Origin of the sequence: Psychrobacter sp. NPDC078929 (assembly GCF_050267985.1) — a bacterium.
Classification (GTDB): Bacteria; Pseudomonadota; Gammaproteobacteria; order Pseudomonadales; family Moraxellaceae; genus Psychrobacter.
Map to the genome: position 1 here is coordinate 44,789 of NZ_JBNNFX010000019.1, position 22,243 is coordinate 67,031.

19 protein-coding genes and 1 tRNA gene are annotated in these 22,243 nt (G+C 43.1%); 15 read left to right on the forward strand and 5 right to left on the reverse strand.

Annotated elements, in window-relative coordinates:
- The first annotated feature begins 7 nt into the window (after nt 1-7).
- The 3 genes from ACQKCG_RS10795 to ACQKCG_RS10805 all read left to right on the forward strand — a co-directional run bounded on the left by ACQKCG_RS10795 (nt 8) and on the right by ACQKCG_RS10805 (nt 2,578).
- Entirely contained in the window at nt 8-562 is a 555-nt protein-coding gene (locus ACQKCG_RS10795) for a fasciclin domain-containing protein (RefSeq protein ID WP_057758533.1), read from the forward strand.
- A gap of 214 nt (nt 563-776) precedes the next feature.
- Nucleotides 777-1,658, forward strand: coding sequence for an IS982 family transposase (locus ACQKCG_RS10800; RefSeq protein WP_134292850.1), 882 nt, complete (start codon nt 777-779; stop codon nt 1,656-1,658).
- A gap of 314 nt (nt 1,659-1,972) precedes the next feature.
- Complete coding sequence (locus ACQKCG_RS10805; protein ID WP_134292760.1) at nt 1,973-2,578, forward strand: fasciclin domain-containing protein; 606 nt, start codon at nt 1,973-1,975, stop codon at nt 2,576-2,578.
- A 407-nt stretch (nt 2,579-2,985) separates the two neighbouring features.
- On the opposite strand, the gene ACQKCG_RS10810 is transcribed toward ACQKCG_RS10805, so the two are convergent.
- Nucleotides 2,986-4,533 (reverse strand): alanine/glycine:cation symporter family protein, encoded by a 1,548-nt coding sequence (locus tag ACQKCG_RS10810; RefSeq protein ID WP_101204950.1) that lies wholly within the window; start codon nt 4,531-4,533, stop codon nt 2,986-2,988.
- A gap of 956 nt (nt 4,534-5,489) precedes the next feature.
- On the opposite strand from ACQKCG_RS10810, the gene ACQKCG_RS10815 reads away from it, so the two are divergent.
- The 4 genes from ACQKCG_RS10815 (at nt 5,490) to ACQKCG_RS10830 (ending at nt 9,229) form a co-directional block, all read left to right on the forward strand.
- Nucleotides 5,490-6,122 (forward strand): LemA family protein, encoded by a 633-nt coding sequence (locus tag ACQKCG_RS10815; protein WP_057758539.1) that lies wholly within the window; start codon nt 5,490-5,492, stop codon nt 6,120-6,122.
- A 123-nt stretch (nt 6,123-6,245) separates the two neighbouring features.
- The gene (locus ACQKCG_RS10820; protein WP_134292761.1) at nt 6,246-7,430 is read left to right on the forward strand and encodes a TPM domain-containing protein; all 1,185 of its coding nucleotides are present in this window, start codon (nt 6,246-6,248) and stop codon (nt 7,428-7,430) included.
- A gap of 71 nt (nt 7,431-7,501) precedes the next feature.
- The gene (locus tag ACQKCG_RS10825; protein WP_134292762.1) at nt 7,502-8,026 is read left to right on the forward strand and encodes a TPM domain-containing protein; all 525 of its coding nucleotides are present in this window, start codon (nt 7,502-7,504) and stop codon (nt 8,024-8,026) included.
- Between the two features lie 204 nt (nt 8,027-8,230).
- Entirely contained in the window at nt 8,231-9,229 is a 999-nt protein-coding gene (locus ACQKCG_RS10830; protein ID WP_134292763.1) for an adenosine deaminase, read from the forward strand.
- A 101-nt stretch (nt 9,230-9,330) separates the two neighbouring features.
- Here the strand turns inward: ACQKCG_RS10830 and ACQKCG_RS10835 are convergent, their stop codons facing one another.
- Nucleotides 9,331-10,131, reverse strand: coding sequence for an NAD-dependent deacylase (locus ACQKCG_RS10835; RefSeq protein ID WP_134292764.1), 801 nt, complete (start codon nt 10,129-10,131; stop codon nt 9,331-9,333).
- A 35-nt stretch (nt 10,132-10,166) separates the two neighbouring features.
- On the opposite strand from ACQKCG_RS10835, the gene ACQKCG_RS10840 reads away from it, so the two are divergent.
- Complete coding sequence (locus tag ACQKCG_RS10840; protein ID WP_134292765.1) at nt 10,167-10,529, forward strand: hypothetical protein; 363 nt, start codon at nt 10,167-10,169, stop codon at nt 10,527-10,529.
- A 241-nt stretch (nt 10,530-10,770) separates the two neighbouring features.
- On the opposite strand, the gene ACQKCG_RS10845 is transcribed toward ACQKCG_RS10840, so the two are convergent.
- Nucleotides 10,771-10,847, reverse strand: a tRNA-Arg gene (locus tag ACQKCG_RS10845).
- A gap of 352 nt (nt 10,848-11,199) precedes the next feature.
- On the opposite strand from ACQKCG_RS10845, the gene ACQKCG_RS10850 reads away from it, so the two are divergent.
- The 4 genes from ACQKCG_RS10850 to queF all read left to right on the forward strand — a co-directional run bounded on the left by ACQKCG_RS10850 (nt 11,200) and on the right by queF (nt 14,889).
- Entirely contained in the window at nt 11,200-11,856 is a 657-nt protein-coding gene (locus ACQKCG_RS10850; RefSeq protein ID WP_101204943.1) for a c-type cytochrome, read from the forward strand.
- A 317-nt stretch (nt 11,857-12,173) separates the two neighbouring features.
- Nucleotides 12,174-13,136: an ABC transporter ATP-binding protein gene (locus ACQKCG_RS10855; protein WP_101204942.1), complete on the forward strand. Its 963-nt coding sequence runs from the start codon at nt 12,174-12,176 to the stop codon at nt 13,134-13,136.
- A 29-nt stretch (nt 13,137-13,165) separates the two neighbouring features.
- A complete protein-coding gene (locus tag ACQKCG_RS10860) occupies nt 13,166-13,939 on the forward strand; it encodes an ABC transporter permease (RefSeq protein ID WP_102091147.1) in 774 nt (257 codons plus the stop codon).
- Nucleotides 13,940-14,004: 65 nt separating this feature from the next.
- Nucleotides 14,005-14,889 (forward strand): NADPH-dependent 7-cyano-7-deazaguanine reductase QueF, encoded by an 885-nt coding sequence (gene queF / locus ACQKCG_RS10865; RefSeq protein ID WP_134292766.1) that lies wholly within the window; start codon nt 14,005-14,007, stop codon nt 14,887-14,889.
- A gap of 123 nt (nt 14,890-15,012) precedes the next feature.
- Here queF and ACQKCG_RS10870 read toward each other — a convergent pair whose 3' ends face one another.
- Complete coding sequence (locus ACQKCG_RS10870) at nt 15,013-16,731, reverse strand: proline--tRNA ligase (protein WP_134292767.1); 1,719 nt, start codon at nt 16,729-16,731, stop codon at nt 15,013-15,015.
- Between the two features lie 593 nt (nt 16,732-17,324).
- Between ACQKCG_RS10870 and ACQKCG_RS10875 the strand changes: the two genes are divergently transcribed.
- Nucleotides 17,325-18,065, forward strand: coding sequence for a DUF4230 domain-containing protein (locus tag ACQKCG_RS10875; protein WP_134292768.1), 741 nt, complete (start codon nt 17,325-17,327; stop codon nt 18,063-18,065).
- Between the two features lie 21 nt (nt 18,066-18,086).
- Here the strand turns inward: ACQKCG_RS10875 and ACQKCG_RS10880 are convergent, their stop codons facing one another.
- Complete coding sequence (locus ACQKCG_RS10880; RefSeq protein WP_134292769.1) at nt 18,087-19,721, reverse strand: cryptochrome/photolyase family protein; 1,635 nt, start codon at nt 19,719-19,721, stop codon at nt 18,087-18,089.
- A 171-nt stretch (nt 19,722-19,892) separates the two neighbouring features.
- Here ACQKCG_RS10880 and ACQKCG_RS10885 point away from each other — a divergent pair, with 171 nt between their 5' ends.
- On the forward strand, nt 19,893-20,594 hold the full coding sequence (locus tag ACQKCG_RS10885; protein WP_264757035.1) for a phosphoribosylanthranilate isomerase: 702 nt from the start codon (nt 19,893-19,895) through the stop codon (nt 20,592-20,594).
- Between the two features lie 160 nt (nt 20,595-20,754).
- Complete coding sequence (gene trpB / locus ACQKCG_RS10890) at nt 20,755-22,029, forward strand: tryptophan synthase subunit beta (RefSeq protein ID WP_102093518.1); 1,275 nt, start codon at nt 20,755-20,757, stop codon at nt 22,027-22,029.
- Nucleotides 22,030-22,243 lie beyond the last annotated feature (214 nt).

Sequence of the window (22,243 nt, forward strand, 5' to 3'; positions counted from 1 at the left end):
AAATGTTATGAAACTTACTAAAATTGCCACCATCGGTACATTGGCTATCTCAATTGCAGGTCTAAGTGCTTGTAATAATATGATGCCAGCAAAGACGGGCGATATGAAAGCACCAATGCATAGTCAGAGTATGGCTAAGATGAATGTTGTACAAATTGCGCAAAGCAATCCTGACTTTTCAGTATTGGTAGAAGCGGTACAAGCAGCAGGCCTAGTCGATATGTTGTCTGATCCTAACGCTCACTATACGGTATTTGCACCGACCAATGCCGCCTTTATGCAAGCATTGCAAGAAACAGGTATGACCAAAGCACAGCTATTTGCTAACAAGCCACTATTGACCAAAGTATTGGGTTATCACGTAGTCGCTGGTGATATGGCTATGTATGCCAAAGATGTGAAGCCTGGTAACGTAATGACCGCTAGCAAAGATACGTTGATGGTAACCAAAGAAGGCAAATTGATGGATGAGAATGGTCGCACAACCAACATCGTGAAGACTGATATCGCTGCCAACAATGGTGTTGTCCATGTAATCGATAGAGTATTGTTGCCTAAATAAGTATTTACTGAGGCATACCTACTGTATTTATTATAAGACTAAGCAGCCATTGTTTGTGATGATTTCACTATTAGACAACGGCTGTTTTAGACTTTAGAGCTTTATCTATATAAGTTCCTATTTAGACCCCACTCTCAACTTCGAAAGTGATTGAAAAAAGAAGAGCACCTCACTAATCTATTGTTTTCGACCAAGAATACAATGGAGTTGTGAGATGCCCATAGACGAATTTATCATCAATATCTATTTAATGGTAGAGCAATATTACAAAATAGTCGTCACCAAACCCTTGCGAAGTGCAGGTTACGCGCCAAAGCTAAGTGATCCTGAGGTTATTTGCATGGAGATGGTCGGTGAATTTTTACGCCTTGATCAAGACAAACAAATTTGGCAATACTTTACCCAGCATTGGCAAGACTGGTTTCCAGCCATCGGCTCATACCCTAACTTCGCAAAGCACTGCGCCAATCTGTGGCAAGTCAAACAGCAGATACAAGATAACGTCAGTCAAATTGAAGGCCGTGACAACATCCATTTTATGGATGGTTTTCCGATACCCGTCTGTCATTATGGACGCGCTTATCGGCATAAGAATTATCAAGACTTAGCAGCTTTTAGCTACTGTGCCGCTAAGCAAGAGAGGTACTATGGCTTTGAAGGCCATTTGCTTGTTAACTTATCGGGCATGATTAAAGGCTTTACCTTTGCTCCTGCCAATGTTGATGAAAGAGCGGTTGCCCCAGAAATCACCACTCATATTCATGGGCTACTTGGCGCTGATAAAGGGTATATCAGCCCTAGTCTGACATCGTACTACGACGCTCAAGGCGTGGATTTACAAACGCCACTCAGAGCCAACATGAAAGAGGATAGACCCAAACCTGTGGTAAGGCGGCTAATGAAAGCCCGCCGTATCGTTGAAACAGTCATTGGTCAGTTATCAGAACGATTTAATATACAAAGGGTACGAGCAAGAGATTTATGGCATTTGTCTCATCGATTGATTCGTAAGATTCTTTCACACAATCTGTGCTTTGTACTCAACAAAAAACTTGGTAACCCGCCTCTTCAGTTTGAATTGCTTATTTCAAGTTGAGAGTGGGGTTATTTAGGTTAGAATTTTCTAAATAAAAATCCGAAAATAGTTAATCCACATCATTTTGTCTCAAATATCGCAATAACTGATATACAAGCAAACAATGCTATATACGTGATTGATACAGTGTTGCTACCTAAGTAAATACCATTTGAAAATTAAACAGTTAGACTGAGAACTATCAATATAACGGACTAAATAGTATGACTAAGTAATTGGTAAATTTATCAATCATTGGTCACCATTATATTTATCGAAAATTATTAATTTAAATAAATCCCTTAATCAATTATTTATCCAAAAAGGAATTACCTATGTTAAAGAAGAACTTGTTATCTATCGCAGTTGTAACCGCAGCCATGTCACTAGCAGCGTGTAATGACACTGAAACTGTTGCGGAGCCAACTGAACCAGAAGCGACTGAAGAAATGGCAGTTGAGCCAGTTGCTGAGACAGAAGCTGTTGAAGCAGAGCCAATGGCCGAAATGGACATGGAAGCGACTCAAACTATCGCTGAAATCGCAGCAGAAAACGAAAACCTAACTATTTTAACCGCTGCGCTACAGGCTGCTGGTCTTGATACTATGCTAATGGAAGAAACTAAGCATACTGTATTTGCCCCAACTGATGATGCGTTTGCGCCAGTACTAGAAAAACTAAGTGTGACTAAAGAAGAGCTATTGGCCAATACAGACTTGCTAAAAACGGTTCTTCCTTACCATGTACTAGCAATGGAAGTTAAAGCGGCTGATATCCCATACGGTACTGAGATTGAAACGGCGAATGGTAAAACTATCACTATCAGTGAAGACAATGTAATTACTGATGCTACTGGTAACACAGCAAATATCACTGGTACAGATATCATGGCAACCAATGGTGTGGTTCATACTATCGATGCAGTATTAATGCCTGAATAAGCTATTTATTAACGCGTAGATTTATAATCTATAAGTTAAAGAAAGCCTAGCCATCGCGCTAGGCTTTTTTACGTCTATAGATTAAGAATAGGGGAACTGTGGCTTACCTATACTGGTACGACGACTTAATTAATATAAAGTAGTCTAATGCTAAAGCGAACTCTATAAAGAGGACAAGCAAAAGATAAAATAACAGTTATACGTTACTTAAAATACAGATTAACTTTAGAAGATAAAAGGGTGGTTTTAAGGTATTCAACTAGGTTGTATGAACGTGAATTTTGATATTTTTTCAGCAAGCTATTCTGTAGCAGTGTATACAACTAACCAAACAAAAAAGCCCGAGAACATAGTCTCGGGCTTTTTATTTATTCAATAAGATTAAGGAGCAATCCTATTAAATCGATTTACACTTTATCTTTACGTAATGGATCAGCGTTCATGCTTTTTTGCTGTGCTAGATGACGCTCTTCCCAATACGGTGCGTTTTTGATGCCGAATTTAGCAGGGTCAAAACTATAGCGAGTGACGCCAGCTTTACGCTGAGCTTCATAGTCTTTAAGCATAGTAAGAGTTGGACGAGCCACGATGAAGATGACAAGAATACCAACAATGTTAAGCCAAGCCATAAGACCAACACCGATATCACCGATTGCCCAGATATAACCAGCTGAGTTTAGACCACCATAAGCAACCATCGCCATGATAAGCACTTTCACTAGGAATAGACCAGTTCTGTTCGCACTACGACCGAGGAAACGTGTTAAGTAAGCGACGTTTACTTCAGCGATGTAGTAGTAAGCCAGAATTGTCGTAAAGGCAAAGAAGAATACAGCGATTGCGATAAAGACATTACCAAACGTACCGTATACAGATTCCATTGCCATTTGCGTGAAAGCAGGAGCATTGATTTCAGTAGCAGCGGCGACGTTCTGTACGATGAACTGACCATCTGGTAGCGTACCTTGAATGTTATACATACCAGTAGACAAGATCATGAATGCAGTAGCAGAACATACTAGTAATGTATCAACATATACTGAGAATGCCTGAACTAAACCCTGCTGTGATGGATGCTCAACTTCAGCAGCAGCAGCAGCGTGAGGACCTGTACCCTGACCAGCTTCGTTGGAGTAGATACCACGTTTCACACCCCAACCGATAGCAGCACCAAAACCTGCTTGTGCAGTGAATGCATCACCAACGATCATACCAAACACATCTGGAATCAAGCTGAAGTTGCTGAACATGATGATCAACGCTAGGGCAATATAACCTAATGCCATGAAAGGTACTGCAAACTCAGTAAAGGTTGCAATACGCTTAATACCACCAAAGATGATGATACCTAGCACGACTAAAATGATAGCCAAGCCGACCAAACGCATAGAGCCAACTTCTAGGCCTGCAACGTTCATGATCGTACCTTCGCCCATTACCTGTGCAAATGCACTGATAACACCGTTCGCCTGTACACCAGGTAAGAACATACCACATGATAAAATAGAAGCGATTGCGAAGAGGATACCGTACCACTTTTGACCAAGGGCACGTTCAAAGTAATAAGCTGGGCCACCGCGATATTCGCCAGTTACCACATCTTTTTCTTTGTAAATCTGAGCAAGGGTAGATTCGACATAGGCTGTAGATGCGCCTAGGAAGGCTACGATCCACATCCAGAAAACGGCACCTGGGCCACCGAAGCCGATAGCAGCAGCTACCCCAGCGATGTTACCCATACCCACACGACCGGCGAGTGAGACGGCAAGTGCCTGAAATGATGAGATACCCTGTGCACTAGATTTACCAGTGAATAGGAGTTTGATCATCTCACCGAATAGACGTACTTGTACAAAGCGCGTCATAATGGAATAGAACAGACCGGCACCCAAGCAGAGATAAATCAGCGCTGGGCTCCAAATAATTCCATTTACTAAGTTAACTAAACCTTCCATATTTATGTTCCTAGTACTGTCTCAAGGTGGCACTGTTTGCTAGGAGTAAACTAACTGGTTAACTTACTTATTTAAGTTAAGCAGTTAAAGTCTCTGCATCGACTTATTTATTGTCTAAGTCTCATGTGCTTGGCCACCAAGAATGGACTGTAGTTGTCTGTATTTACCCGCGTATCTCATCAGTAATACGGACTATTTGCATAGCGCTTATCACTGATAATATAAATATCAGCTGCGTTTACTATTATTCTACAACCTCAACTACTGCGGTCTTCTATCATCATGTTATACATCAGATGAGTCATAAGTTGACCGGCGGATAAAACAGGCGGTTATATAATTAAATATCCATCACCATGATGGCATTCAACTTACTATGAGCTGTCTTGAATAAATACATGACTGGTATGGCGAATTGACAGTATTTAGCGATAATTTGACAGTTAATTGATGTTTTTATTAAGAAATTAACAACTTGCTAATACTAATCAAACTATAAGTCCACTACCAAATGTATTCAAACCGTACGGCTACGTAACTGCAATTTGCCATATTTTTGTACTAATTACTAGAAATTTCTTTATAGACAGTAGATATATTCGTATTTTATTTGGCTGATACATTAGCAAGATTTAAATTATATATAAATAATTGTTTGTACTTTCATAACATTTAGTCTGATTCCTCTAGACTGCTAGATTTTTGCTCTATATCTATCATGATAAAAACACGTTATCGTTGATGCTATGCGGTTGTGTTTTGGTAACGGTCAATTGTAAAAAGCCGTATATAACGCCATCATTAGGACAACTTCTTTTGATATCATGCTGATAGAGTGATGCGCAGATATACAGTATATAGAGCGTATGACTGCCGTATGAATACCAAGAAAACTTAAAAATATTAAAAACGTGGTACTGGATATTTGTTATTTATCATTATTAGGAGAATCAACAATGACGCGTAAATCTATTATGAAGCCGATGTTGCTAGCCGCTTTATTGACAACTTCTACGGTTGGTCTAAGTGGCTGTGGCTACAATAACCTGCAGGCACAAGATGAGCAGGTCACTGCTTCATGGTCAGAAGTGGTCAACCAGTATCAGCGCCGTTCTGATTTGGTGCCAAACTTAGTCAAAGTCGTACAGCAGTATGCTGAGCAAGAACAAGAAGTCTTCACCCAAGTGGCAGAAGCTCGCTCACGTGCGGGCGGTATCACGGTGACGCCAGAAGTGCTTAATGATCCAGAAGCGATGGAGCGTTATGCAGCAGCGCAAGAGCAGATGACAGGTGCATTGTCACGTTTGATGGCAGTGTCTGAGCGTTATCCAGATCTAAAGTCAGATGCACTGTTTCAGGACCTGCAAGCACAGTTAGAAGGCACTGAGAACCGTATTGCTGTGGCTCGTAACCGTTATATCCAAGAAGTGCAGGGTTACAATACAACGGTACGTCAGTTCCCAACCAACATCACTGCAAAAGTATTTGGTATGGACACTAAGCCCAACTTTAGTGTGGCCAATGAAGAGGCGATTTCAACCGCACCAAGTGTTGATTTTGGCGATTCTACAGAAAAGTCAGCTGAATAAAATTTAGAATGAACGTGAAGACAGAGCGGCATAGGCAGCTCTGTTTATTTAGCTAATGGTTTGATAATGATTAGTTAGAGTCTATCAATTGGTAAAGATGTTATCTGAGGTGGTATAGATTAGATGAATAATTCAAAAGCAATCTTATCAGCATTACTGTTTACGTTAGGTGTCGTCAGCGTGCCTGCATTGCACGCTGCACCCAATGAGACAGCGGTGGCGACAGATAGCACCTCGGATCTGCAAAACCGTAGTGTTGAAGAATTGGTGGCCGTTGCTAAAGCAGGCGAGTCTAACAAAGCAATCAATGATGCTGTATTAAATAACGATGCTATCAATGGGGCGGTGCTCGGCAACGACGCTATCAATCAAAACGCAGATAACCAAAGCACAGCAAATGGTACTGCCAATGCTCAAACAACCGCTCAGCCACCTGTAGGCTCCAGTGCCGAGGGTGTTAACGCTGACAAGTTGATACTTAATGAACCAGTCGTTGATCAGGCCAATATTTTAAATCCTCAAGAAAAGCTACGTCTAGAGGCGCAGCTTCGAAGTATTTACCAGCAGGGCTTAGCACAAGCAGCAGTGGTTATCGTACCAACTACCAATGGCGTACCAATATTTGATTATGCCTTGCAAGTTGCTGAGAAGTGGGAATTGGGTGATGAAGCTATCGATGACGGTCTGCTGATGGTCGTTGCTGTCAATGACCGTGATATGTATATTCTAACGGGTTATGGACTAGAAGGCGTCTTGCCCGATGCGGCAGTCAATCGTGTCATTCGCGAAGATATCACACCGTTATTTAAGCAAAATAACTATGGTGCGGGGATAATCGCTGGCGTTGAAGCGCTCAAAACACGCCTAACTGCTGATCCTGAAGTCTTAGCCCGTGCTGATGCACAAGCCGCAGAACATACTGCTCAGCAAAGCTCAGACGAGCTGCCGTCACCTATTTTCTTATTTATCATGGCGATGATTTTTGGTAGCTTTATTACGAATATATTGGGCCGAGTATTTGGTTCTATCATTACCGCTGGCGGGTTTTTTGCAGGTTCGATAGCCTTAGGCGGCGGCTTCTTCATGACGCTGATTATGGCAATCTTTATCTGGATGTTTTTGATCTCACGCGGCGGTGGCGGTGGAAAAGGCGGCGGCGGTAAAGGTGGGCGCAGAGGCGGCATGATTTTCTTGCCCGGTATGGGCGGCGGCAGTGGAGGCGGCTTTGGCGGTGGTGGTTTCGGAGGCGGCGGCTTTGGCGGCGGCGGCGGTGGTTTCGGCGGCGGCGGCGCAGGTGGCTCGTGGTAAGTATTCCACACACGCAAACAAAATAAACTCTACATAACCATCGAAAACGACGTACTTGAGGAAATAATATAATGGTAGAAGACAACGCTTCAAACCCCAGTTTTGCCCGCTGGTGGCGTCAAGTTTTGTTCGTCCCTTTATTACATAGTAAGTGGCTAACAACAGAATCTAAGGCGCGTTTAACAGATGCTGTGACACGAGCCGAACGTGGGCATCGTGGTGAGGTGTTCTTAATTGTAGAAAACCATCTGCCTATCCAAGAAGCTTATCGCATGAACTGCCGTGAGCGTGCGATTGATTTGTTTAGCGAATATCGCGTCTGGGATACTGAAGAAAATACGGGCGTCTTGATCTATGTCAATATATGCGAGCGTAAACTAGAGATTGTCGCAGACCGAGGTATCAGCGCTCACGTTAGTCCAACAGTATGGAATGCAATGTGCGAAAAGGCAGTATCTGGTATTGCTACTCAAAAGACAGAAGAGAGCTTAGCTGAACTGCTAGACGAAGTGGGGCAAGTGTTACGTCAATACTATCATTTAGAGCGCGATCCAGAAGGCAATGAGCTGTCTGATACAGTCGTATTTTTAAAGTAATTTGCGCCTTATACGGTTGTATTAAGAAGGTTGCTTTTATAAGTAGCTTATCTATACGGTCAAAGGGTTTTGTTTTAGGCGATATGCTTTTAGTGTTAAAATAACTCTTCTGAGACAGATAACACCTCATATATGCATGGTTTGATTATCCTACTGTGCAATATCTACTAGGGCTCGTCTCGATAACACCATTATTGGAATACTATGATTGAATTAATAAAGAAACTACCGAAAGCCGAACTTCATCTACATATTGAAGGTTCGCTAGAGCCTGAGCTGATGTTTAGACTGGCCAAAAAGAACAATGTAGAGATACCTTATGACAGCGTAGAAGACGTGCGCGCCGCCTATAACTTTAACAATCTGCAAAGTTTTTTAGATATTTACTATGCCGGCGCAAATGTTTTACTCACCAAAGATGATTTTTATGATTTGACGTGGGAATATATTCTTAGATGTGTCGAAGACAATGTCATCCACACAGAGATATTCTTTGATCCGCAAACGCATACCGAACGCGGCGTGCCTTTTGAAGCGGTCATCACAGGTATCAAAGAAGCGCTCGCAGATGCCAAAGCAAAATACGGTATCACATCATGCATCATCATGTGTTTTTTGCGTCATTTATCGCAAGAAGAAGCTTTTGAAACGTTAGAGCAAGCACTGGACTATAAAGACGACATTATCGGTGTGGGTCTGGACTCATCAGAATTAGGCAACCCGCCATCGAAGTTTAAAGAGGTCTTCCAAAAAGCTAAAGAAGAAGGCTTTAAGTTGGTTGCTCACGCAGGCGAAGAAGCAGACTTTTCGTATATCTACGAAGCGCTAGATTTATTGAATATCAATAGAATTGATCACGGTGTGCAATCTATAAAAAGCCCAGAGTTGATGCAAAGACTCAAAGACGAACAAATGCCATTGACCGTTTGCCCGAACTCGAATATTGAGCTAAAAGTCTTTGAGACTTATAAAGAGCACAATATTAAAGAGCTTTTAGACTATGGTCTGAATATTAGCGTCAACTCAGACGATCCAGCTTATTTCAAAGGGTATGTGAATCAAAACTTTATCAACCTCTACGAAAATCTACCGATTACGGAAGACGATGTTATTACATTAGTAAAAAACTCGTTTAAATCGGCATTTATCAATGATGAGTTAAAAGAAGCTTACTTGGCGAGAGTTGATCTTGCATTGAAATAATTTTAACGAGTTCGTTATGAGTAGTAAAGGCGTAACGGTTTATATAAACTGTTACGCCTTTTTTGTTGCCTGTCGTTAGTAGTACTTACGAGCAGTAGTAATTATAAAGCAGTAATTTCTTCTATCAGCAGTGGCAGTACTATTCCAGCCTTTTCTGCTAATGTGATATCGACAATGGTATTTGGTGTTGGGTCAGGGTTGATCTCGATAACTTGCGCGCCATTCTGTTTGGCTGATTGTGCCAATCCAGCAGCAGGATAAACCAAGCTTGAGGTACCGATACTGATAAACACCTCGCAATTAGCTGCAGCTTCTTCGGCAGTCTGCCATGCCTGTACAGGTAGAGCTTCGCCAAACCAAACAATATCTGGTCTAATATAACCGTCGCAATGCGGACAGTTAAGCAGTGATTCATCAAAGCTCATAGTGCCTTGATTATCGTACGATGCTCTCGATTGATCTTGATAGGGTATCTCACACTGACCACAGCGGTTACGCCACAGATGACCATGCAGGTGAGTCACCGCGCTACCAGCTTGCTCGTGCAAATCATCGACATTTTGGGTGATGAGTGTCAGCTGCTGATCGGAGGTTTGCGCATGATACTGCCACTGAGCCAACGCATGATGGGCAGGATTTGGCGCTTTGTCTGCGACCATTTGCCGACGCCATTGATACCATGACCACACCAGCTTTGGATCACGAGTAAACGCTTCAGGGGTGGCTAAGTCTTCGATACCGTAGTTCTCCCACAGCCCTGTTTGCTTATCTCGAAACGTTGGGATGCCGCTTTCTGCTGAAATACCAGCCCCAGTCAAAATACAAATACGCTGTTTCGATGCCAGTAGTTGTGCTGCAAGTTTTACTTCTGCTATTAACGCTGGTGATAATTCTGCTAACATGAGCCAACCCTTGCTAATAATGGATATTTTTACTTATGATAGACGGAATTTGGTGGCTTGTCATATTGTTCGCTGTCATCGCAGTTTTATGGTTCGTGGCAAAATCGCGCGGCGCAAAAGTAGGCGAAACGCATAGCGGCGCAAAATCAAAAAATGCAACACCGAATGATGCGCTGCAAAAAACAACAGCGATATTAAAACAGCATTTTGCCGATTATCGAGTCACGCGTAAGGCAAATCATTTGCTCGTTAGCAAACAAGACAAAAAAATTGCGATGATTACGATTGATAAAAAGATTGCTGAAGGTCAGCGCCGTTTGGGTGATGTGCCAGTGATTAATTATCACCATATACCTAGCCGTGCTCAATTGACTGCCAATTTACAAGATGCAGAGTAATTTTGCTATATAGTCAATCCTCTATAAATTGGCTACGGTGTCAGTCTCGCTCAGTCTACTACTTGTAGTACTTTCACTCGGCTTCCTTGTATCCAAATTATACTGAATCGACTATAGGTAAGAGCCTCAGAAGTATACAAGCACAGAAAAATCGCAAACATTTTGAAGTGTAGGTTTGATGAGTGTAGGTAGTTTAAAATAGTACTAAGGAAGTGATAGAGCGAGGTTGGAACATAATGATTGGTGCGCTCGGCGGGAATCGAACCCACGACCCTCGGCTTCGGAGACCGATACTCTATCCAACTGAGCTACGAGCGCATATGATAACGATATGTCTGACTGTCACGCTTAGATGCGCATGATAATTAGCATAAGGTGTCTAGAAATAAAGACCGCTTAGTCTAACAAATAAAAAGCATAAAGCCAATAAATGACAGTCGCGATTGAGGTTTTTTAAGAAAAAACAGTCAAGTCATTAAACAAGCATGGCAATTTACCTGCCTTTTCCCTTATAATGTTGGGGAGAATTCATATTTATAATCACCGATTGCAAGTGCGCTGGCACGCGGGATGGCTGTCTGCTATTGAAGACTTAGAGGTCGTCAAAGGAGGACAGACAGAATGTCCGAGCCGTGCTAGTCCTTGTATACGTAATAAGAGAACGTGACGAATGAGAAAAGTAGTTATGTTATCGGCAGCTGCCATTCTAGGAATCGCTAGTATCGCGGTGAGCCAAGCTGAAGATGTTGTAGACACTCCTGTAACTGCATCAGACGTAGCAGAAGGCCAAGAGGTCGTAGAAGCTGCTCCTGAAACGCTAGGTGACGATACCCAAGCTGCTGCAGATACGACAGATGGTGCTGCACCCACTGACGAAGCCGCTCCAGCAGAAGGCGAAGAAACTGCCGCTGCAGCGCCTGCCGCTGATGAAGAGCCAATTCCACAAGATACGCCGCAAGTACAGAAGCTAATTGCTTTGTACCCTAATCTGATTGCGCGTATCCAGCCTGTTGCCAATATCTGTTTTGAAGACGGTGAAGCTTGTGATGTAACGGCACGCTCATCTGGCCCAGCTGCTGGCGACGGTCCTCGTGACGGTAAAGCGGTATATAACGCCGTATGTCATACTTGTCATACAGCAGGCTTGCTAGGCTCTCCTATCTTTGGTGATGCTGGCGCTTGGGGTCCACGTATTGCAAAAGGTAAAGACACGCTATATACCCATGCTATCAATGGTTTCAATGCGATGCCTGCTAAAGGTGGCGCGGATATTCCTGATGAAGAAGTTCAAAATGCCGTAGATTATATGGTCGCAGAAGCAAGCTAATCTTTGTTGATTACCTTCCAAGCTTTTACGATGTATATCTATAAAGCGCCTATTTCAGTGATGAGATAGGCGCTTTTTCATGATGAGTATTATTAATATGGTACTTCGAATATAAGGCAGTTGAAATTCGTCATGAGTAGCCTCATTTTATGAGATTAGTTCGTTTATTACCGTACATTGTCACCTTTAGAGAGTAGAGTGTGTTGAACATTCTTATACGGCTTTTGCCTATATGATAATGATAGTCGAATGTTCAACACGGCCTATTATTCTAAAATCGCATTTTATATAAATTGATAACAAATAAAGAGGTCTTCATGTCTGATGCACCAGCACTCTCCATAAAAAACCTATCCAAGACCTATGACAATGGGTTTTCGGCATTAAAAGGGGTTGATTTAACAGTACCACAAGGTGGTTTCTTTGCGTTACTTGGGCCAAACGGCGCAGGCAAATCTACCATGATTGGTATTATTAGCTCATTGTTTAAGCCAACCACCGGTAGCGTTCATATTTTCGGCACAGACCTATTAGAGAACCCTTCGATTGCCAAGCAATACCTTGGTGTTGTACCGCAAGAATTTAACTTTAATATGTTCGAAAAAGTCGAAGATATCTTGATTACGCAAGCGGGTTATTTTGGCATTCCAGCAAAAGAAGCCAAACCACGCGCAAAGAGACTGTTAACAGCGTTGGGACTATGGGATAAACGCGACAGTAAATCACGTGAGCTATCTGGTGGTATGAAACGCCGTTTGATGATTGCGCGAGCATTGATTCATAAGCCAAAGCTATTGATTCTGGATGAGCCAACAGCGGGTGTCGATATCGAGCTACGCCGCTCAATGTGGGAATTCATGCAGCAGATTAATATCGAAGAAAACACCACTATTATTCTGACGACTCATTATCTCGAAGAAGCTGAGCAATTGTGTAAACGCATTGCGATCTTGGATCATGGTGAGATTCGAATCAATACAGAAATGAAAGAGCTACTGGCGCAGTTGTCGGTAGAGACGTTTGTATTTGATTTGGATACGCCGCTCACTGAGCAGTTGGCTCTGACAGGAGTCACCGGGGTCTCGCAACCAGATGAGCAAACGCTAGAAGTTACCTTGACAGAAGGTGAGTCACTAAACGGTGTCTTTGATCAGTTGTCTGATAAGGGTATCAGTGTGGCGAGTATGCGCAATAAAGCCAACCGACTAGAAGAGTTATTTATGCGCTTGGTAGACAAAAACATTCAGAGTGCAGACAGCATGAAGGAGGCGGGATTATGAGTCGGGAGCTAGTCGATCATAATAAAACAATGTCATTGAGTAAAAAGTGGATTGCGTTTCGTACTATTTGGTTCAAAGAAGTGCGCCGTATTTTACGTATCTGGCCGCAGACGTTGCTACCGCCAGTTATCACGATGAGTTTGTATTTTGTCATCTTTGGTAAGATGATTGGTTCGCGTGTGGGTGAGATGGGCGGCGTGCCTTACATGCAGTTTATCGTGCCTGGTTTGATCATGATGTCGATCATTACCAACAGTTACTCTAACGTCGTCTCAAGCTTCTTTAGTGCCAAGTTCACGTCTAGTATCGAAGAGCTTTTGGTCTCGCCAGTATCCAAGCATGCTATTTTGATGGGTTATATCAGTGGTGGTATCTTCCGTGGACTGGCTATCGGTGTGATTGTCTCGATAGTGGCGCTGTTCTTTACTGATCTTGGTATCGAGCATTTATTTGTGACTATATTTACGGTACTTGGCACGTCTATCTTGTTTTCGTTAGGTGGTTTTATCAATGCGGTATTTGCACGCTCGTTTGATGATATCTCTATTATCCCAAGCTTTGTACTGACGCCATTGACCTATCTTGGCGGTGTGTTTTATTCGATGGAGAATTTATCGCCATTTTGGCAAAATATCTCGCTACTGAACCCTATCGTCTATATGGTCAACTCATTCCGTTACGGTATTCTTGGCTACTCTGATGTCAATGTTTGGTATTCGATGGCGGCTATTTTTGTGTTCTGTGCGATATTCTATACCATCGCTTATCGCTTGCTAAGTAACGGTTCGCGCGTGCGTCTATAGTGCGTATTATTCGCTAAGTATATTATTTTGAGCAAATTTAAAACGGTTTAATATTAGGAAGACAGATGAGTATTCACGGTATCTTGGGTGAGCAAACCACAGACTATCCAACTGAGTATAGCCCAGAGACGCTATATCCGATTGCGCGCAGCATGGGACGTGATGCGATCGGTTGGCAAGACGATAAGCTAACCGTCGGTGTCGATTGGTGGCAGGCTTTTGAGATATCTTGGTTAAATCCGCAAGGTATCTCGCAAGTAGCGATTGCACGCTTTAGCATTCCTGCTAGCTCACCGTTTATCGTAGAATCAAAATCGCTTAAATTGTATTTAAATAGTATTAATTTTACCGAGTTCGCCAGTTGGAACGACGTACAAGCGTTGATTGCGAAAGACTTATCAGCTTGTTTGCAAGCAGACGTACAGGTAGCGTTATTTGGTTTAAACGATGATCTAAATGGTGATGAAACAGCGTTATTGATTGCTCAGCCTGAGGGTGTTTGTATTGATGAGGCATTGGCAGATAGCACGGATAAAATTGCTTTAACTGAACATCCTGATGCGTCATTGCTGAGTGAAAACGAAGTAGGGGCTAGCGATGAAAGCGTGGCAAGTGATGGTACGCAGCCGTATACCTTTTATTCCAATTTACTGCGTAGTAATTGCCCAGTGACCAATCAACCAGATTGGGGTACTTTGGCCGTTTCGATAACAACTGATAAGCCTTTTAATAATGCAAATATGCTGCGTTATATATTGAGCTTCCGTCAGCACAATGGTTTCCATGAGCAGTGTGTCGAGCAGATATTTGCTGATTTGAGCCAATACTATCAGCCAAGCGAGCTAATGGTACGGGCGTGGTATACGCGCCGCGGTGGTATCGATATCAATCCATGCCGTGTTAGTGATATACGTTTATTGCCTAAGCCAAGCCGTTTGATCCGCCAGTAAGTTCTTGCTAAAAATACGATGTTCATAAAAATACAATGTTAAATAGTTTTTAAGCCAATAAAAAAGCGCCTATCTCATCATGTGAGATAGGCGCTTTTTGTTATATAGTCTTTACTCGTAAAGCTATTTACCGCTTACTTTTGCCATGACTTCTTCGCGGCTCAGCATTTGTTTTTCAGCTTCACGGCGATTGACGTATTCATACTTGTCTTCCGCCAAGTTGCGATCAGACACGACGATACGATGCGGTATACCAATCAACTCAAGATCAGCAAACTTAACGCCTGGGCGCTCGTTACGATCCTCCAGTAATACGTTGATGCCTTGAGCTTTTAACTCTTCATACAGGGCGGTTGCCGTCTGCATGACCGTCTCTTCTTTAGACTTCATCGGGATGATGGCGACTTCAAAAGGAGCGATTGAATCATCAACCGTTGGTGTTTTTGGCCACATGATGCCGTTTTCATCATTGTTCTGCTCGATAGCAGCGGCAATGATACGGCTAACGCCAATACCATAACAGCCCATCATCAAAGTAACAGGTTTGCCATCTTCGCCAGAAACCGTACAGTTCATCGCTTGTGAGTATTTATCACCCAACTGAAAGATATGACCGACTTCGATACCGCGTTTGATTTTAAGGCTGCCTTTACCATCAGGAGACGGGTCGCCTTCTTGTACATTGCGTACATCAACGATGCGAGTAATGCGAGTATCACGTGCCCAGTTCATACCGATAGTATGTTTGTTCACTTCGTTCGCACCGCAAACGAAATCTGATAACGCAGCTGCCGAACGATCAACGAATACAGGCATATCTAAATTAACACCGATATAGCCTTTGTGCAGGCCTGCCGCTTTTAGCTCTTCGTCAGATGCTAACGTCAATGGTACGTTGGCTTCTTCAATTTTCTCAGCTTTGATAGTGTTGAGCTGGTGGTCGCCGCGCAATACGATAGCAATCAGTTGTGGCTCATCATTCTCAGTATGACCATGAACGATTAAGGTTTTAACCGTCGTTTCTAACGGGATGTCCAAGTGTTCAGCAACCATTTTACAGCTGGTCATGCCTTCGGTTAGAACGTCTTCACGCTCCATTTTCGGCGGTTGACGCTCAGCGGTGCTGACAGATTCTGCTAGCTCTACGTTGGCTGCATAGTCAGATGAGTCCGAAAACGCAATATCGTCTTCGCCGCTATCTGCCAATACATGGAACTCGTGTGAGGCAAAACCACCGATAGAGCCTGTATCTGCTTGTACCGCACGGAAATCTAAGCCCAAGCGGGTAAAGATGCGTGTATAAGCGTCATACATATCATGGTAAGTCTTGGCTAATGAGGCTTGATCCACATGGAAAGAGTAAGCATCTTTCATGGTAAATTCACGAGCACGCATCACACCGAAGCGTGGACGAATCTCATCACGGAATTTACCTTGAATCTGAAAGAAGGTAATCGGTAGTTGTTTATAACTACGCAGCTCACCTTGTGCTAGATTGGTGATGACTTCTTCGTGCGTTGGACCAAGTACAAAGTCGCGATCATGACGGTCTTTGAAGCGCAATAGCTCAGGACCATAATCATCAAAACGTCCGGTCGTCTGCCAAAGTTCAGCAGGCTGAGTCATCGGCATTAGCACTTCTTGTGCGCCGACGTTTTGCATCTCTTCACGAACAATGCGTTCGACCTTTTGCAAAACGCGCAGACCCATAGGCAACCAAATATACAATCCAGAAGCAATCTTGCGGATAAGACCAGCACGCACCATCAATTGGCTTGAGGCGATGTCGGCGTCACTTGGGGTTTCTTTTAGTGTGGCAAATAAAAATTGACTGGCTTTCATAAATAAAGCGTAACCTTATCAACGATAAAAAAATAAGAAATAGTAGGATGTTGAGCGTATGGCTAATCGTTTCATTGCCGCCGCAAGCTTACCTTTATCACTTAGCAATAATCTAGGGTATTTCCTAGTTACCAATCTGCTTATATACAAAGCACATCAGTAAAAACCACTCTCATAAAAGAGAGGCAAATTTGATTTGATGTATCAATAGGCCAAAAATGCAATCTATTCAGATCAAAACCCTGATAAATGCTTTGAGACTGACATTTTATTCATACAATCTGACTATGTTAGGTAAAGTTCGCCTAAGACGCAATGACTTTTTGTCTTTTCAGACCGAACGTGATGCAAAGGCTTCAATAAGGGGTAAATAATTGAGCTATTCGTATGATTTTATAGCGAAAGCACTGATTACTTGAGAGACAGTTTATTAACATGATTGCGTAGAGGTTTATGCATAAAGTTATGTAGAGGAATGGTAGCCATTACTTGAAGTTACTGCACAATAGTCGCATTTATAGACTAAGCATCTGTTCCGTTTTTACAACGCTCTTAGCCTTACCAAACGATGCAACATTATAAAGGTAGCTTCTATGGATAATCCTGATATGAATAACGCTAATGCCACTCAAAAGCCTGAGAAACATCCTATTGCGACAATGTCGTGGGTGATATTACTCATCGGTCTAGCAGCGATTGTTTTTGCTATTTATAGTGCGCAAAACAAACCAGAAGAAGCGCCGATAGAAACTATTACTCGCGAAGGCGTGGTTACGCAAATTCAGCAGTTAAACCGCTTACATACCGTCGCATTCAGTGTCGATACAGTGATTACGAGCGAGCGACCCGGGAGCTGGATGAAACTATGGCAGGATGAGCAAAAAGCATTGTTTATCGCTCATGGTCGCGTAGAGGCAGGCATTGATCTGAGTGCGTTGACGCCTGAGATGGTACAGGTGGTGCAACCTGCTCAAGCTAATGCAGACGAAGAGCAAGTAGCTAATGCCAACTCACCAGCTGCCACTATGCCGCAAATCAATATTACTTTGCCGCCTACAGAGATATTTTCAGTATATCTGGATGATATTGAGATTTACGACTGGCAGACAGGGGCTTTTGGCATGATGCAAGTCGACCCTAAAATATTAGCGCAAGCACAGACCATGGCAAAAAAAGAAGTGCTTGAGCGTGCTTGCCGAGGTGGTGTTATGAATATGGCACTGAAAAATGCGCAAACCCAATTGCAGCAGCTATTTGCACTCACGGGAGCGGTAGTGACGGTTACCACTCAGGGTGCAGGTGCATGTCAGTTGCCAGTCACTACCAATGGCTAGTCTGCTAGTTGTTTTCTAAAATTAAGCTTCTTTTTTAAACTCAGCAATAGTCAGCTTGCGCGCCGATTTATGCTCGACCATCGGCGCAGGGTAGTCGACATCGGCAAACTTACCACCTTTTGCCAATTCTTTACGCATCTTATCTTCGTTATGTAAGATACTGTTAGGAATATCTTTTAACTCTGGTAGCCAAGTTTTAATAAACAGAGCTTTAGAATCGTGCGTATTGGCTTGGCTAAAGGGGTTCATAATACGGAAGTAGGGCGCTGAGTCCGTACCTGTCGACGCGCTCCATTGCCAACCGCCGTTATTGGACGCAAAATCCCCATCTATCAGTTGCTGCATAAAGTAGCGCTCACCCAAGCGCCAATCAATCAATAAGTCTTTGGTCAAAAACATCGCAGTCACCATACGCAAGCGATTGTGCATAAACCCCGTCGCATTTAAACAACGCATCGCAGCATCTACGAGCGGCACGCCTGTCATACCTGTGCACCATGCCTCAAAATCATCGGTATCATATGACCAGTTAATCTTAGTATCCGTCTCTTCTTTGTAGGCTTTATGACGAATAAGGTTTGGCTTTTCGACCAGCACGTGACGATAAAAATCTCGCCAGGCAAGCTCGCTTATCCAGCGATTGATGTCTTCATTGTCGCCATCATTGCCATGTAGTTTCTCTTGTGCTGCATTTGCCTGTAGATAGCATAGCCTAGGGCTGATAGAGCCTATAGTGAGATAAGCCGATAGCTGACTGGTTGCATGCAGATGGGGGACATCACGGCTCACATCATAATTATTGATATCATCATCGACGAATGCCTCTAGACGCTGGCAAGCGGCAGATTCACCTGCAGGATAGGCGTCTCTTGCGCGGTCAAGCTGAGCTATCATATCGATATGCTGCAATGACTCGTTCTTTTCTAATGTCTGCTGGTAGTCACTGAGCATCTTCTCACTTAGTGATTTGATCTTGTCGATTGTATTGGCAAACGTTTGCGATGATGGTAGTTTGATTTTATAATCGCTATCCACTGCGGGTGCTTCATGCATTTGAATGGTGCTGACGTCCAATGTATGTCGCCATTTTTTATAAAACGGCGTAAAAACCTTATACATACTATCGCCATCATTGGTAGTGATAGTTTTTGGTGGCAAAATGCATTGGTCATGCCAGCGGACGAACTCGATACCGTCTTTTGCAAGTTGTTTGCTTAACTGCTCATCACGATCAATCTCATTGCCTTCGTACTCGTGATTGGCCATGATGCAGCTGATTTCATTGTCATTGCATAAGGTCGTGAGCGCATCTATACAGTCAGCAAAGCTTGAGCAGAGCTGTACTGTTAAAGTGATATTCAATTGCGATTGTAATTCCTTCGCTAGAATAGGTAGCGTGCGAGCAATGTGATCAACTTGTACAAGGGAGGTATCGTGTGCTTGCCACTGCTCAGGTGTCAAAAAGAATACGGCAGACACTGAGGCGTTGTCTTCATTGGCACGTTCGCAAAGCGCTGCTAAAGCAGTATTGTCATGGATACGTAGGTCACGACGAAACCACATCAAGTAATGCGGTGGATTTTTGCTAGTAGCATTGTCGTCAGTATCAGTATCAGTATCAGTATCAGTAGCGGCTGTCTGTGCAGTCTTAGACATCAAAGTATCCCTATATTAATCAATCGCAATCATAAACAAAACTAAGGATAAAAGTATGCTAGGATAAGTTTTTGGATGCAATGGCTTTGCCGTTTGGTTAACAAAACCTCATCACATCTAACGATTTATCTTTAGCTTGAACCTATCTGATGCCGCTATAATCGGTGTCATATTCAGTACCATGAAACGCAAGGTCACAAAATGCACGTTAAGTTTTGCGGGTTTACTCAGCTTAGTGATATAAAGACTGCGGCACAGTTAGGTGCAGATGCAGTGGGTTTGGTGTTTTATCCACCAAGTCCACGTGCAGTTACGATAGAGCAAGCGCAAACCCTGAGCGCTGCTGTGCCTGCTTTTGTCAGCGTGGTGGCGTTAGTGGTCAATATGCCTAAAGATGAGCTAATCAAATTAGCAAACAACGTTTCTTTTGATATTATCCAGTTCCACGGTGATGAAACGCCTGAGCAGTGCCAACAGCTGGCAGGTATGGTCAATAAACGTTGGATCAAAGCATTGCGTATCAATACAGAGCAAGACACCCTCGATAGCGTCCGCGCTCAGATTAATCAATTTGCTAAAGCAGGTGCCAGTAGTATTTTACTGGATGCTTATCATCAGCATAAGTATGGCGGTACAGGCGCACGTTTTGACTGGAGTCTCATTCCACATGACAGTGCACTGCCGATCGTTTTGGCTGGTGGGCTCGATGCCGACAATGTTGCCGCGACATTAGATTTACCTATTTATGGCGTCGATGTGAGCGGTGGTATTGAGGTTGATAAAGGTAAAAAAGACGCTGCCAAAATGCGTGCCTTTATGAAAGCGGTCAAACGCGATCGATGGCAAAACGCTACGGTCACTGGCGCCATCTAAGTGGGTTTGTATCTAGCTATTTGCGATAAACAATCTGCTTAGTTGATCGTTATTCCGATTTTTCTGCTTAAATCTTATTAGATTATTATCCCTTTTATTATTTTTTCTCTATTTATCTAAAGTTATCCAAAAAATACCACTTATTACAGTAGGAATTATCATGAGTCATGTCGAAAACAAAGATTTATCTGCTACCGCACAGTCTGTAAACACTTTTACCAATCCTGAAAACGTACAGGACTTTAACCAGTATCCTGATGCGCGCGGTCATTTTGGTGTACATGGGGGGCGTTTTGTCTCTGAGACGCTAATGGCTGCTCTAGAAGAGCTAGAAACGCTTTATACCAAAGTAAAAGCAGATCCAGCATTTTGGGAAGAGTATCATAACGATTTGGTCAATTATGTCGGTCGTCCAACGCCACTGTATCATGCTAAGCGTTTGAGCGATGAGATTGGCGGTGCGCAAATTTACTTTAAGCGTGAAGACCTAAACCATACAGGTGCGCATAAAGTAAACAACACCATTGGTCAGGCATTGCTTGCCAAAATGTGTGGTAAAAAACGTATCATCGCTGAGACGGGCGCAGGACAGCATGGCGTCGCGACGGCAACCATTGCGGCACGCTTAGGGCTAGAATGTATCGTCTATATGGGTGCGGACGATGTCGAGCGTCAAAAAATGAACGTCTATCGTATGCGCTTGCTTGGCGCGAGAGTTGTGCCCGTCACTTCTGGCTCACGCACGCTCAAAGACGCAATGAATGAAGCCATGCGTGACTGGGTGACCAATGTAGATAGCACCTATTATATTATCGGTACTGTGGCAGGCCCGCATCCTTATCCGCTATTGGTTCGTGATTTCCAAGCGATTATTGGGAAAGAAGCGCGCATTCAGCATCTAGAAAAAACAGGAAAAATGCCAGATGCACTGGTTGCGTGTGTTGGCGGTGGCTCAAACGCGATTGGTTTGTTCTTTGACTTCTTGAACGATACTGAAGTTAAAATGTATGGCGTCGAGGCAACGGGTGATGGTATCGAGTCAGGTCGTCATTCAGCACCATTGGCTGCTGGTCGTATCGGCGTGCTACATGGTAACCGTACTTACCTAATGGCAGATGATGATGGCCAGATTCAAGAGACGCATTCTATCTCAGCGGGTCTTGATTATCCTGGTGTCGGTCCGGAGCATAGCTTCCTAAAAGACATGAAGCGTGTTGAGTATGTTGGTTGTACTGACAAAGAGGCGTTAGAAGGCTTCCATGAGGCAACGCGCAAAGAAGGTATTATCCCTGCGCTTGAAACTGCTCATGCGGTCGCCTATGCATTGAAACTGGCTAAAACCATGACACCAGATCAGACGATTATCGTTAATATGTCAGGACGCGGTGACAAGGATCTGCATTCAGTAATGAAGGCAGAAGGGATTGAGATGTAGTAAGAGTAGAGTAGTTTAGATGGTTGTATAAGAAAGTTTAGCAGCGTATTAACTTGATTAGGTATCATAAATCTCAATACGCTAATTGATAATTACTTCACTCTATAGAGTAGAGTAGTTATCAATATTGCTAGGGCGTGTCCTCATTTTAAAAATGGTGATAAAAATGAGATAAATCGCAGTCAAACAAGGAAAATAGCGCAGATAATATCGA

Coding starts and splice junctions, on each gene's coding strand:
- ACQKCG_RS10795 (WP_057758533.1), top strand. CDS start 8: ATGAAACTTACTAAAATTGCCACCATCGGTACATTGGCTATCTCAATT.
- ACQKCG_RS10800 (WP_134292850.1), top strand. CDS start 777: ATGCCCATAGACGAATTTATCATCAATATCTATTTAATGGTAGAGCAA.
- ACQKCG_RS10805 (WP_134292760.1), top strand. CDS start 1,973: ATGTTAAAGAAGAACTTGTTATCTATCGCAGTTGTAACCGCAGCCATG.
- ACQKCG_RS10810 (WP_101204950.1), bottom strand. CDS start 4,533: ATGGAAGGTTTAGTTAACTTAGTAAATGGAATTATTTGGAGCCCAGCG.
- ACQKCG_RS10815 (WP_057758539.1), top strand. CDS start 5,490: ATGACGCGTAAATCTATTATGAAGCCGATGTTGCTAGCCGCTTTATTG.
- ACQKCG_RS10820 (WP_134292761.1), top strand. CDS start 6,246: ATGAATAATTCAAAAGCAATCTTATCAGCATTACTGTTTACGTTAGGT.
- ACQKCG_RS10825 (WP_134292762.1), top strand. CDS start 7,502: ATGGTAGAAGACAACGCTTCAAACCCCAGTTTTGCCCGCTGGTGGCGT.
- ACQKCG_RS10830 (WP_134292763.1), top strand. CDS start 8,231: ATGATTGAATTAATAAAGAAACTACCGAAAGCCGAACTTCATCTACAT.
- ACQKCG_RS10835 (WP_134292764.1), bottom strand. CDS start 10,131: ATGTTAGCAGAATTATCACCAGCGTTAATAGCAGAAGTAAAACTTGCA.
- ACQKCG_RS10840 (WP_134292765.1), top strand. CDS start 10,167: ATGATAGACGGAATTTGGTGGCTTGTCATATTGTTCGCTGTCATCGCA.
- ACQKCG_RS10850 (WP_101204943.1), top strand. CDS start 11,200: ATGAGAAAAGTAGTTATGTTATCGGCAGCTGCCATTCTAGGAATCGCT.
- ACQKCG_RS10855 (WP_101204942.1), top strand. CDS start 12,174: ATGTCTGATGCACCAGCACTCTCCATAAAAAACCTATCCAAGACCTAT.
- ACQKCG_RS10860 (WP_102091147.1), top strand. CDS start 13,166: ATGTCATTGAGTAAAAAGTGGATTGCGTTTCGTACTATTTGGTTCAAA.
- queF (WP_134292766.1), top strand. CDS start 14,005: ATGAGTATTCACGGTATCTTGGGTGAGCAAACCACAGACTATCCAACT.
- ACQKCG_RS10870 (WP_134292767.1), bottom strand. CDS start 16,731: ATGAAAGCCAGTCAATTTTTATTTGCCACACTAAAAGAAACCCCAAGT.
- ACQKCG_RS10875 (WP_134292768.1), top strand. CDS start 17,325: ATGGATAATCCTGATATGAATAACGCTAATGCCACTCAAAAGCCTGAG.
- ACQKCG_RS10880 (WP_134292769.1), bottom strand. CDS start 19,721: ATGTCTAAGACTGCACAGACAGCCGCTACTGATACTGATACTGATACT.
- trpB (WP_102093518.1), top strand. CDS start 20,755: ATGAGTCATGTCGAAAACAAAGATTTATCTGCTACCGCACAGTCTGTA.